This window comes from Micromonospora sp. KLBMP9576 (genome assembly GCF_050941805.1).
Lineage (GTDB): Bacteria > Actinomycetota > Actinomycetes > Mycobacteriales > Micromonosporaceae > Micromonospora.
In genome coordinates this window covers 2,688,114-2,700,714 of the sequence record NZ_CP194567.1, presented here as the reverse complement: position 1 = coordinate 2,700,714, position 12,601 = coordinate 2,688,114, and the positions used below count along the sequence as shown (strand labels likewise).

Below are 12,601 nucleotides of genomic sequence, written 5' to 3'. Positions count from 1 at the left end.
GGCCGACACCGCGGGCCGAACAGATCACCAAAGCACGTACGCCGGACGAGTTGCATCGGTTGAACGGCGTCTTCTCCTGGCGTAAGTAGATCGCTATATCTACATGCGTGACTACTGTCACGTGATCCCCCAGGAGGGCCAGTGAAGAGATCCCTCGCCGCCGTCAGCGTCGCGCTACTCACCAGCGGACTGCTGACCGGCGTCGCCACCACGGCGTACGCGGCACCGGGCGCTCCCGCGCCGGAACCGAGCGCCGTCGCCCGCGCCGAGTCGGCACTACGCGCGAACAGCGCGGCCGTACGCGCCGCAGCGGGCGAAACGTACGCCGTCCACAGCACCAAGGTCGACCCGAACGGGGCGGCACACACCCGCTACACCCGCGCCTACCAGGGGCTGCGGGTCTACGGCGGCGACTTCGTGGTGCACACCGCCCCGGACGGCAGTTTCGCCGGCACCTCGGTCGGTCTGATCACCCCCCTCACGGTCGGCGCCACCCCGCGGGTCAGCGCGGGGAAGGCGGCGGCCGGGGCGAAGGCGGCGTTCGAGGGCACCCTGACCGCCGTGGGCGCGCCGGAACTCTTCGTCGACGCCAGCTCCGGCAAGGGCCGGCTGGCCTGGGAGACCGTCGTCACCGGCTGGCAGCCGGACGGGCAGACCCCGTCGAAGTTCCACGTCATCACCGACGCCACCACCGGCGGCACCATCGGCTCGTACGACGAGATCGAGGCCGTCGCCGGCACGGGCAACAGCGTCTACTCGGGCACGGTCACGGTCGACACCACGCTGTCGGGCAGCACCTACTCGATGGTCGACCCCACCCGCGGCAACGGCTCGACGTGCGACATGAACAACGGCACGTCGACGTGCACCACGGTCACCGACGCCGACAACACCTGGGGCACCGGCGCCGCCACCAACCGGCAGTCCGCCGCCGTGGACGCGCACTTCGGCGCCGCCAAGACCTTCGACTACTTCAAGAACGTGCACGGCCGCAACGGCATCTTCGGCAACGGCCAGGGCGTGCCCAGCCGGGTGCACTACGGCAACAACTACGTCAACGCCTTCTGGGACGGCTCCCGGATGACCTACGGTGACGGCTCGGGCAACGCCAACCCCCTGGTCTCCATCGACGTGGCGGCCCACGAGATGAGCCACGGCGTCACCGAGAACGTCGTCCCCGGCGGCCTCACCTACTCCGGCGAGTCCGGCGGCCTCAACGAGGCCACCAGCGACATCTTCGGCAACATGGTCGAGTTCTACGCCAACACCACCGCCGACCCCGGCGACTACCAGGTCGGCGAGAAGATCGACATCAACGGCGACGGCACCCCGCTGCGCTACATGTACAACCCGTCGCTCGACGGCTCGAGCGACAGCTGCTGGTCCACCAGCACGAAGAACAAGGACGTGCACTACTCGTCCGGGGTGGCCAACCACTTCTTCTTCAACCTCGCCGAGGGCACCGGCGCCACCCCGTACGGCACCTCGCCGATCTGCGGCTCCGCCCCGGCCGTGACCGGCATCGGCCGCGCCACGGCGGAGAAGATCTGGTTCCGGGCGCTGGACGTCTACTTCACCTCCAACACGGCGTACGTCAACACCGCCAACCCGGCCAACACCGCGCGGGCGTACAGCCTGCAGGCCGCCACCGACCTGCACGGCACCTGCTCCACCCAGTACAAGGCCGTCCAGGCGGCCTGGACCGCGGTGAACGTGGCCGGCAACGACACGGCCTGCCCGGTCGGCAACGACTTCTCGGTCTCGCTCTCGCCGACCTCCGGCGCGGTGAACCCGGGCGGCTCGGTCACCGCGACGGTCGCCACCGCCGTCACCAACGGCAGCGCGCAGACCGTGACGTTCTCCGCCACCGGCCTGCCGACCGGCGCCACCGCGTCGTTCAGCCCCGCCTCGGTGACCACCGGCGGTTCGTCGACCCTGACGATCAGCACCTCGGCCAGCACCCCGGCGGGCATCTACTCGGTGACAGTCAACGGGGCCGGGGCGGCGGTGACCCGTTCCGCCACCTACAACCTGACCGTGAACGGGCCGCCCGGTTGCTCGCAGACCAACGGCACCGACGTGACCATCGCCGACAGCGCCACGGTGGAGAGCCCGATCACCATCTCCGGCTGCACCGGCAACGCCGGTTCGGCCAGCACCGTCGCGGTGGGCATCGTGCACACCTACATCGGTGACCTGGTGGTCACCCTGGTCGCCCCCGACGGCAGCACCTACGTGCTGCACAACCGGACCGGCGGCGGCACCGACAACATCAACCAGACCTACAACGTCAACCTGGCCGGGGAGGTCGCCAACGGCACCTGGAAGCTGCGCGTGCAGGACGCGGCCAGCGGCGACACCGGGTACCTGAACACCTGGACGCTGAACCTCACCGGCTCCGCTCCCCCGGCCTGCGGCGGCAGCAACGCCACGAACGTGACGATCACCGACAACGCGACGGTGACCAGCACCGTGCCGGTCAGCGGCTGCACCGGCAACGCCTCGTCCACCAGCACGGTGGCGGTGCAGATCGTGCACACCTACATCGGTGACCTGGTGGTCACCCTGGTCGCCCCCGACGGCAGCACCTACGTGCTGCACAACCGGACCGGCGGCACGACCGACAACATCAACCAGACCTACAACGTCAACCTCTCCAGCGAGGTCCGCAACGGCACCTGGACCCTGCGCGTGCAGGACGCCGCCAGCGGCGACACCGGGTACGTCGACAACTGGACCCTGACCCTCTAGCCGGCAGGGCAGGCGGCGGGCCGGGACCTCCCGACGGAGGCCCCGGCCCGTTCGTCGTGTCCGGCGCGGGCCGCACGGCGGCGGTCAGGGACGGAACCGGTAGCCCATGCCGGGTTCGGTGATGAGGTGGCGGGGACGGGCGGGATCGTCCTCCAGCTTGCGGCGGAGCTGGGCCATGTACTGGCGCAGGTAGTTGGTCTCGTGCTGGTACTCCGGGCCCCACACCTCGTGCAGGAGCTGCCGCTGGCTGACGAGCTTGCCGGGATGGCGCAGCAACTGGTCGAGCATCCCCCACTCGGTGGGGGTGAGCCTGACCTCGGTCCCGTCGTCCCGGGTCACGGTGCGGTCGGCGAGGTCGACGGCGTGCCGGCCCACCCGCACCACGGCGACCGACCCGGCGTCGGTCGACGCGGCGGCGAGACGCCGCGTGACGGCCCGGATGCGGGCGAGCAGCTCGTCGACGCCGAACGGCTTGGTGACGTAGTCGTCGGCGCCGGCGTCGAGGGCGGCGACCTTGTCCTCGCTGCCGGCCCGGCCGGAGAGCACGATGATCGGGACGGCGCTCCAACCGCGCAGCCCCCGGATCACGTCGATGCCGTCGAGGTCGGGCAGGCCGAGGTCGAGCACGACCAGGTCGGGCGAATGACCTGCGGCGGCCCTCAGCGCGGCGGCGCCGGTGGCGGCGAGGTCCACGTCGTAGCCGCGGGCGCGCAGGTTGATCCGCAGGGCCCGCAGGATCTGCGGCTCGTCGTCGACGACCAGGATGCGGGTCATTCCCGCGCCCCGCCGGGCGACGCGGCGGGCAGCCGCAACACCATCGTCAGGCCCCCGCCCGGGGTGGTCTCCGGGGTGATGGTGCCGCCCATCGCCTCGGCGAGGCCGCGGGACAGCGCGAGCCCGAGCCCGACGCCCGTGGTGTTGTCGCGGTCGCCCAGGCGCTGGAACGGCAGGAAGACGTGCTCCCACTGGTCGGCCGGGATGCCGGGGCCGGTGTCGATGACCCGCAGCTCGACCTGGCCGCCGTGCGCGCTGGCGGTGATCATGGGTGGCTGGCCGGGCGGGCTCTGCCGCAGCGCGTTGGCCACGATGTTGACCAGGACGCGCTCCAGCAGTCCGGGATCGGCCCGCGCGGCGGGCAGGTCGGCGGGCAGGTCGGTGGCGACGTCGGCGGCCGGCGCGCCGAGGTCGTCGAGGGCCCGGGGCACGGCGTCCTCGAGGCCGATCGCGGTCGTGGTGACGCCCAGCACGCCAGCCTGCAGGCGGCTCATGTCGAGCAGGTTGGCCACCAGGCGGGCGAGCCGGTCCAGCGACTCCTCCGCCGTGGCGAGCAGCTCGGTGCGGTCGTCGGCGTCGAACTCGACGTCGGGGCTGCGCAGGCTGCTCACGGCGGCCTTGGCGGAGGCGAGTGGCGTACGCAGGTCGTGGCTGACCGCCGCGAGCAACGCGGTGCGCATCCGGTCGGCCTCGGCGAGCGGCCGGGCGGTGGCGGCCTCCTCGGCCAGGCGTTCCTGCCGCAGCGCGACCGCGGCCTGGGCGGCGAACGCCTCGACGATGCGCCGGTCGGCGGCCTCCAGCCGTCGGCCGCTGAGCACGACGGTGAGCCGTTCGTCCACCGGCACGGCGGTCTCCCCCGCGCTCGGGCTGCCCGCCGGCCGGTCGCCGACGCTGGCCACCACCCGCCAGGCGCCCTCGTCGCGGGCCCGGTCGGGCCGCCCCTCGGCCTCCTCGGACAGTTCGAGGACGCTGACCGCGCGCAGCCCGAAGGTCTCCCGCAGCCGGTCCAGCAGCGCCGGCAGCGGCCGTTCGCCGCGCAGCACGCCGCCGGCCACGGTGGCGAGGGTCTGCGCGTCGGCGGACGCCCGGGCGGCCTCCCGGGTCCGCCGGGCGGCCACGTCGACGACCCAGCTCACCGCGAGGGCGACGCCCACGAAGACGCCGAGGGCGAGCAGGTTGTCGCCCTGGGCGATGGTGAGCGTGCGGAACGGGGGGGTGAAGAACCAGTTCAGCAGCAGGGAACCGCCGAGCGCCGCGACCAGCGCCGGCCACAGCCCGCCGACCAGCGCGACACCGACCACCCCGGCGAGGAAGAGCAGGATGTCGTTGGTGAGGCTCAGGTCCGGCAGCACCCGCAGCAGCAGGGTCAGCAGCGGCATGCCCAGGCCGGCCAGCGCGAAGCCGAACAGCCGCCGGCGCCGCGACAGCGCCGCCGGCATCCCGGTCGCCAGCCGGCCCCGGCCGGCCTCCGGATGCGTCACCAGGTGCACGTCGATCGGCCCGGAGAGCGCGGCGGTGGTGACGCCGACGCCCCGGGAGAACAGTTGCGCGAACCGGCCGCGCCGGCTCGCGCCGAGCACCAGTTGGGTGGCGTTGACGCCCCGGGCGAAGTCGAGCAGCGCCGCCGGGATGTCGGTGCCCAGGACGTGGTGGTACGACCCGCCGAGGCTCTCCACCAGGACGTGTTGGCGGGCGAGCTGCGCCGGGTCGGCGCCGGCGAGGCCGTCGCTGCGGGCGACGTGCACGGCGAGCAGGTCGGCGCCCTTGCTGCGGTCGGCGATGCGGGCGGCGCGGCGGATGAGCGTCGCGCCCTCCGGCCCGCCGGTGAGCGCCACCACCACCCGCTCGCGGGCCTCCCAGGTGTCGGAGATGCCCTGCTGGGCGCGGTACGCGTCGAGCTGGTCGTCGACCTTGTCTGCCAGCCAGAGCAGGGCCAGCTCGCGCAGGGCGGTGAGGTTGCCGACCCGGAAGTAGTTGCCCAGCGCGGCGTCGATCTTGTCGGGCCGGTAGATGTTGCCGTGCGCCATCCGCCGGCGCAGCGCCTCCGGGGTCATGTCGACCAGCTCGACCTGCCCGGCGGCGCGGACCACCTCGTCGGGCACCGTCTCGCGCTGGGTGGTGCCGGTGATCTGGGCGACCACGTCGTTGACCGACTCGAGGTGCTGCACGTTGACCGTGGAGAGCACGGTGACGCCGGCGTCGAGGAGTTCCCGGATGTCCTGCCAGCGCTTCTCGTGGCGGGAGCCGGGGACGTTGGTGTGCGCCAGCTCGTCGACGACGGCGACCTCGGGGCGCCGGGCCAGCACGGCGTCCAGGTCCATCTCGGCGAACTCCGCGCCCCGGTAGTGGACGGTGCGCCGGGGCATCTGCTCCAGCTCGCCGATCATCGCGGCGGTGTGCGGCCGGCCGTGGGTCTCGACGAACCCGATCACCACGTCGGTGCCGCGTTCGGCCCGCCGGTGGGCCTCCTCCAGCATCGCGTACGTCTTGCCGACGCCGGGGGCGGCCCCCAGGTAGATGCGCAGCTCTCCTCGTGGCACGGACACCATCCTCCCTGCTGCGGATGTCGCTGGTCAGCCTGTCAGGGGGCCGGGCCGGTTCCGGCCCGGCCCCCGGTTCACCGCTCAGCCGGCGGGGTGCCCCCGGTCGAGGGCGAGGTTGAGTTCGAGCACGTTGACCACGGGCTCGCCCATGAAGCCGAGCGCCCGGCCGGTGGTGTGCGCGGCGACGAGGTCGCGTACCCGCCCCGGGTCGGTGCCCCGCTCGCGCGCGACGCGGGCCACCTGGAGCTGCGCGTACGCCGGGCTGATGTGCGGGTCGAGGCCGCTGCCGCTGGCGGCGACCGCGTCCGGCGGCACGGCGGGCTCGGCCGGGGCGTCGCCGCGCACCGGGGTGGCAAGGCCCCCGGCGGCCAGGTAGTCCACGCCGGGCCGCGCCAGGCTCACCGCCTTCCCCTCGTACGTGGTGACGAACGGTGTGGCCGGGGCCACCTGGTTGACGCTGACCACCCGGGTCACCGGGCCGGTCAGCCCGCCGGCGCGGAACACGGCCAGCACCGCGCCGACCCCGTCGGCGGTGCAGTAGGGGCGTCGCCCGTCGACGCCGTTCAGCTCGCCCACGGCCTTGCTGCGGGCGCAGACCTGGGTGAGCAGGCTCGGGGTGGACTCCCGCGGGTCGACGGCGATGGTGTCGACCACGCTCTCCGGGCCGAGGTTGCTGGCGGCGCTGGCCGTGGGGTCGTAGCCGTCGCCGGCGGCCGAGGGGCGGGACTGGAAGTAGCGCGGGACGGGGTTGCCGTCGGCGTCGGTGAAGGACTGGCCGAGCAGCGCGCTGCCGACAGTGGTGCCGTTCGCGGTGAGCAGTGAACCGCCGGCCCTGCCGGAGAGGCCGGGCAGGGTGCCGGCGCCCACCAGGGCGAGCGGGTAGGCCAGGCCGAGCAGCACGGTGAGGACCAGCAGCGTACGCAGTGCGGCGAGGTGCTGGGAGAGCCAGTTGGGCAGGCGCATGGTCAGATCCCCGGAATGAGCTGGATGAGCAGGTCGATGAGCTTGATGCCGACGAACGGCACGACGAGGCCGCCGAGGCCGTACCGCAGCAGGTTGCGGCTGAGCAGCTTCGAGGCGCTGGCCGGGCGGTACCGCACACCCCGCAGGGCGAGGGGGATCAGCGCGACGATGACGATCGCGTTGAAGATGACCGCCGAGAGGATCGCCGATTCGGGGCTGGACAACCGCATGACGTTCAGGGTGTCCAGGCTCGGGTAGATGCCGGCGAACATGGCCGGGATGATCGCGAAGTACTTCGCGATGTCGTTGGCGATGGAGAACGTCGTCAGCGCGCCCCGGGTGATCAGCAGTTGCTTGCCGATCTCCACGATCTCGATGAGCTTCGTCGGGTCGGAGTCGAGGTCGACCATGTTGCCGGCCTCCTTCGCGGCCGACGTGCCGGTGTTCATCGCGACGCCGACGTCCGCCTGGGCCAGCGCGGGGGCGTCGTTGGTGCCGTCGCCGGTCATCGCGACGAGGCGGCCACCCTCCTGTTCCTTGCGGATCAGGGCGAGCTTGTCCTCGGGGGTCGCCTCGGCGAGGAAGTCGTCGACCCCCGCCTCCTCGGCGATCGCCCTGGCGGTGCGCGGGTTGTCGCCGGTGATCATGACGGTCCGGATACCCATCCGGCGCATCTCGTCGAAGCGCTCCCGCATGCCGGACTTCACCACGTCCTTGAGGTGGATCACGCCGACGGCGCGGGCCGCCTGGCCGTCGACGTGCTCCGCGACGACGAGCGGGGTGCCGCCGGTGCCGCTGATCGCGTCGACGATCTGGCCGACCTCCTCGGTGGGGTGGCCGCCGTTCTCGCGTACCCACTTCATGACGGCGGCGGCGGCGCCCTTGCGGACCCGCCGGCCCGGCCCGGTCGCGCCGCCGTCCACGCTCGCGTCGGGGGTCAGGTCGACGCCGCTCATCCGGGTCTGCGCGGTGAACGGCACGAAGGTGGCGTGCGGGATGAGCCCCGGCTCGCGCTCGCGCAGCCCGAACTCGTTCTTGGCGAGCACCACCACCGAGCGGCCCTCGGGGGTCTCGTCGGCGAGGCTGGACAGCTGGGCCGCGTCGGCGACCTCGGCGGCGCTGCGTCCGGCGACCGGGACGAACTCCGCGGCCTGCCGGTTGCCCAGGGTGATCGTGCCGGTCTTGTCCAGCAGCAGGGTGTTGACGTCGCCCGCCGCCTCCACCGCCCGGCCGCTCATGGCGAGGACGTTGCGCTGCACGAGGCGGTCCATGCCGGCGATGCCGATCGCCGACAGCAGCGCCCCGATGGTGGTGGGGATCAGGCAGACCAGCAGCGAGGCCAGCACGATCCCGCTCACCCCGCCGTCGGTGATCGCGGCGGAGTCCGGTGCCGCCGCCTGCCAGCCCTTCGCGAAGATCGCCAACGGCTGGAGCGTCACGACGGACAGCAGGAAGATGATGGTCAGCGCGGCGAGCAGGATGTTCAGGGCGATCTCGTTGGGCGTCTTCTGCCGGTTCGCGCCCTCGACCAGCGCGATCATCCGGTCGATGAAGCTCTCCCCCGGCTTCTGGGTGATCCTGACGACGATGCGGTCGGAGAGCACCTTCGTGCCGCCGGTGACCGCGCTGCGGTCACCGCCGGACTCCCGGATCACCGGGGCGGACTCGCCGGTGATGGCCGACTCGTCCACGCTGGCGATGCCCTCGACCACGTCGCCGTCACCGGGGATGACGTCGCCGGCCTCGACCAGCACGACGTCGCCCTGGCGGAGTTCCGCGGCGGGCACGGCCTCGTCCCGGTAGGTGTTCGCGGCGGCGCCCGCCGCCCAGCCGTTCAGCCGGACCGCGATGGTGTCCTTCTTCGCCTGGCGCAGGGTGGCGGCCTGCGCCTTGCCCCGGCCCTCGGCGACCGCCTCCGCCAGGTTGGCGAAGATCACGGTCAGCCAGAGCCAGACCGTGATGGCCCACGCGAAGACGGAGGGCTCGCCCACCGCGAGGACCGTGGTGAAGACCGCGCCGATCTCGACGATCAGCATCACCGGGTTGCGCCACAGGGTGCGCGGGTCGAGCTTGCGCAGCGCGTCGGGCAGGGAGCGCAGCAGTTGCCTCGGGTCGAGCAGGCCGCCGCCGGCCCGGTTGCCCTGGGTGGCGGGGGCGCCGGCGGTCGGCTGTCCGCCGCTGCCGGAGGTCACGGGCGGGACGGGCATCTTCTCGTTCCTCATGGTGGTCACAGCCCCTCAGCCAGCGGGCCGAGAGCGAGTGCGGGCAGGAAGGTCAGCGCCACGAGGATCACCGTTACGCCGACGACCATCCCGACGAAGAGCGGTCGGTGGGTGGGCAGGGTCCCCTCGGAGGCCGGTGTGGGTGCCTGCCGGGCCAGCGAGCCGGCCAGGGCGAGCACGAAGATGATCGGCAGGAACCGGCCCAGCAGCATGCACAGCCCCAACGCGGTGTCCCACCAGGTGGTGTTGACCGTGATGCCGCCGAACGCGGAGCCGTTGTTGTTGCTCGCCGAGGTGAACGCGTAGAGCACCTCGGAGAGCCCGTGCGGGCCGACGTTCAGCGCCGTCGCGTCGTTGCCGGTGGCGAAGGCGGCGGCGGTGCCGGTCAGCACCAGCGCCGGGGTGACCAGGAAGTAGAGGGAGGCGAACTTGATCTCCCGCGCCCCGATCTTCTTGCCGAGGTACTCCGGGGTACGGCCGACCATCAGACCCGCCACGAAGACGGTGATCACGGCCAGGATGAGCATGCCGTACAGGCCGGAACCGGTGCCTCCGGGCGCGACCTCCCCGAGCATCATGTTGACCATCGGCACCATGCCGCCGAGCGCGGTGTACGAGTCGTGGAACGAGTTCACCGCGCCGGTCGAGGTGAGCGTCGTGGCGGCGGCGAAGGTGGCCGAGTTCGACACGTCGAAGCGCGCCTCCTTGCCTTCGAGGGCCGCGCCGATGGCCTGCGGCACCGTGCCGCCGCCGGCCAGCTCGAAGACGTTGGTCAGGGTCACGCTGGCCAGGGCGAGGAGCGCCATCACCGCGACGATCGCGTAGCCCTGCCGGTGCTGGCCGACCATCCGGCCGAAGACCCGGGGCAGGCTGAACGGGATCAGCAGGATCAGGAAGATCTCCAACCAGTTCGTCCAGGCCGTCGGGTTCTCGTACGGGTGGGCGCTGTTGGCGTTGTAGAAGCCGCCACCGTTCGTACCCAGTTCCTTGATCACCTCCTGGCTGGCGACCGGTCCCCCGGTGATCGTCTGCGTGCCGCCGGTCAGGGTGGCCGCCTCGGTGCCGCCGGAGAGGTTCTGCACCACCCCGCCGAACATCAGGGCGAGCGCGCCGAGCACCGCTATCGGCAGCAGGATCCGCAGCACGATGCGGGTGAGGTCCACCCAGAAGTTGCCCACCTGCCCGGTGCGACTGCGCGCGAAGCCGCGCACCAGCGCCACCGCCACGGCGACGCCCACGGCGGCGGAGACGAAGTTCTGCACCGCCAGGCCGGCCATCTGCACCAGGTGACCCATGGTCGACTCACCCGAGTACGACTGCCAGTTCGTGTTGGTCACGAACGACACAGCCGTGTTCCACGCGCCGTGCGGCACGACCGCGTCGAGGCCCAGCGACAACCACAGCCTGTCCTGCACCCGCTGGAAGGCGTACAGGAACAGCAGCGACACCGCGGAGAACGCCAGCACACTGCGGGCGTACACCCCCCAGGACTGCTCCGCCGCCGGGTTCGCCCCGATCAGCCGGTAGATCCCCCGCTCCACCCGCGACTGCCGGGTGCCGGAGACCGCCCGGAACATGTGGTCGCCGAGCGGCTTGTAGACGGCCGCCAGGGCCACCACCAGGGACAGGACGAAGACGACGCCCGCCGTTGTCATGGTCATCAGAATCGCTCCGGAAACAGCAGGGCGGCCACCAGGAAGGCCCCCAGGCCGATCGCGAGCACCAGGCCCACGGCGTTGACGGCGTTCACAGCTTCTCCACCGCCCGCACCACCAGGGCGAGCGCCACGAACAGCGCCACCGTCAGCACCACGAACACCACGTCAGACACTGCTGACTCCTCTTACCGGAAGTGACTCGGCACGACCGCCATCCGGTCGCGCCGGGCAATCGAAACGCCTCCCGGGCCCGCCGGACAGGGGCGTTGACGCATCCGTGACGGCCCCCGGCGGATTCTTGACGCCCTTTTCACGCGCGGCCCTGATCAGGTGAAACGCGTCACCCGGGCGCGCGGGGCGGCTCCCGCGCGGCGGGCGGGGGCACGGCGGTCCGCGTCGCCCGTTCGCGGGCGACGCGACGAGGTCGGCCGCGACTCCCGCCGCGGACTTCATGATCCAGATGCGTCCGGTTCGGTGGCGCGATACGGTCGACACGGGTCAAGACATGCGCCCTCCAGGCCCCCCCGGATCACGTCCGATCTCGGGAAGGACCTCCGCCGATCCTCATCGGAGGTGTCATGTCGCACACCCGTCTCGTCGCCGAGTGGCCCCGAATGGCTCCGGACGACCCCATCATGTCCCTGGCCCTCACGAGCGAGGGGTCCGCGAAGCGGATCACCGTCCGCGGCGAGATCGACATGAGCAACGCGCACCTGCTCGTCGAACTCGTCCAACACGTCGTCGGGCAGCGGCCGGCCCGCCTGGCGCTGGACCTGTCGGGGGTCGCCTTCTTCGGCGCGCACGGCATCAGCGCGCTGCTGCAGGCGCAGGGCGCGGCCGCCGACGCGGGAGTCCCCCTGGCCCTGGTCAGGCCGGCCCCGTGCGTGGCGTACATCCTCGCGGTGACCGGCGCCCTCGGGGAGTTCGACCTGCCGGCGGCCGGCGACGGAGCCGACCTGCGCCGCGCCGACGACAGGCGCGACGGCCACCGGGACGCGCTGCCGGCCGCGCCGTACGGGGATCCGCCGCTCCTGCTTCGACGCGTCGGGTCGGCGGCGGACGCCGGGGCACCGACGACGCGGGACGCGGCACCCCACCAGCGCGTCCTCGACCGCATCCGGCGCTCGACGCCGCTCGACGTACCGCAGCCCGTCCCCTCGAACACGGAAGTGTCATGATCGAAAACCTCCCCTTCCGCCACCGCCGGTCCCGGCTGGCGGCGGTACCGACGCCGGCCCGGGTCCTGTCGCTGGCCCTGGAGAACATCCCGGACGGTGGCGTCCGGACGAGAGTCGTCTCGGTCGGCGGCGATCTCGACATGAGCAACGCGCACCTCCTGGTCGGGTTCGTGGCGCTGGCCATCGGGCACCAGCCGACCCAGGTGGTGCTGGACCTCTCGGCGGTCACGTTCTTCGGCGCCGACGGCACCCGCGCCCTCGAGAAGGCCGACCGGATGGTGACCCGCACCGGCGGCCGGCTCACGATCCGCAGCATGAGCGCCGGCGTCCGGTTCGTCCTCGCGGTGACCGGCCTCGACACCCGGTTCGCCGTGCGCGAGGCGCCCGCGCCGCGCCCGCCCGCCCCGGCGTCCGCTGCCGACTCCGCCGCGGGTCCGGCCGCCCCTCGCCGCAACCAGCGGGCGGGTGGCCGATGGCGCGGGCCCCGGCTCACGTGCGACTGACCGCGGCACC

9 protein-coding genes are annotated in these 12,601 nt (G+C 72.6%); 3 read left to right on the top strand and 6 right to left on the bottom strand.

Translation table 11 applies throughout. From position 1 onward, the window contains the following. The first annotated feature begins 141 nt into the window (after window positions 1–141). Entirely contained in the window at window positions 142–2,751 is a 2,610-nt protein-coding gene (locus ACQ452_RS12090) for a proprotein convertase P-domain-containing protein (protein WP_433393185.1), read from the top strand. Window positions 2,752–2,835: 84 nt separating this feature from the next. Here the strand turns inward: ACQ452_RS12090 and ACQ452_RS12085 are convergent, their stop codons facing one another. From ACQ452_RS12085 to kdpF, 6 genes are all read right to left on the bottom strand, one after another. Then, window positions 2,836–3,525 (bottom strand): response regulator, encoded by a 690-nt coding sequence (locus tag ACQ452_RS12085; protein WP_433393184.1) that lies wholly within the window; start codon window positions 3,523–3,525, stop codon window positions 2,836–2,838. Further along, complete coding sequence (locus tag ACQ452_RS12080) at window positions 3,522–6,065, bottom strand: DUF4118 domain-containing protein (protein ID WP_433393182.1); 2,544 nt, start codon at window positions 6,063–6,065, stop codon at window positions 3,522–3,524. Before ACQ452_RS12080 ends, ACQ452_RS12085 begins: the two co-directional genes overlap by 4 nt. An 84-nt stretch (window positions 6,066–6,149) precedes the next feature. Further along, complete coding sequence (locus ACQ452_RS12075; RefSeq protein WP_433393180.1) at window positions 6,150–7,031, bottom strand: potassium-transporting ATPase subunit C; 882 nt, start codon at window positions 7,029–7,031, stop codon at window positions 6,150–6,152. Window positions 7,032–7,033: 2 nt separating this feature from the next. Next, window positions 7,034–9,238, bottom strand: a complete 2,205-nt coding sequence (kdpB, locus tag ACQ452_RS12070; protein ID WP_433393178.1) for a potassium-transporting ATPase subunit KdpB — start codon at window positions 9,236–9,238, stop codon at window positions 7,034–7,036. A 20-nt stretch (window positions 9,239–9,258) separates the two neighbouring features. Next, the gene (gene kdpA / locus ACQ452_RS12065) at window positions 9,259–10,914 is read right to left on the bottom strand and encodes a potassium-transporting ATPase subunit KdpA (protein WP_433393176.1); all 1,656 of its coding nucleotides are present in this window, start codon (window positions 10,912–10,914) and stop codon (window positions 9,259–9,261) included. Beyond that, a complete protein-coding gene (gene kdpF / locus ACQ452_RS12060; RefSeq protein WP_433393174.1) occupies window positions 10,914–11,003 on the bottom strand; it encodes a K(+)-transporting ATPase subunit F in 90 nt (29 codons plus the stop codon). The genes kdpA and kdpF overlap by 1 nt, the downstream gene beginning before the upstream one ends. A 485-nt stretch (window positions 11,004–11,488) precedes the next feature. On the opposite strand from kdpF, the gene ACQ452_RS12055 reads away from it, so the two are divergent. Beyond that, a complete protein-coding gene (locus tag ACQ452_RS12055; protein WP_433393172.1) occupies window positions 11,489–12,088 on the top strand; it encodes an STAS domain-containing protein in 600 nt (199 codons plus the stop codon). After that, window positions 12,085–12,591: an STAS domain-containing protein gene (locus ACQ452_RS12050; protein ID WP_433393171.1), complete on the top strand. Its 507-nt coding sequence runs from the start codon at window positions 12,085–12,087 to the stop codon at window positions 12,589–12,591. The genes ACQ452_RS12055 and ACQ452_RS12050 overlap by 4 nt, the downstream gene beginning before the upstream one ends. Window positions 12,592–12,601 lie beyond the last annotated feature (10 nt).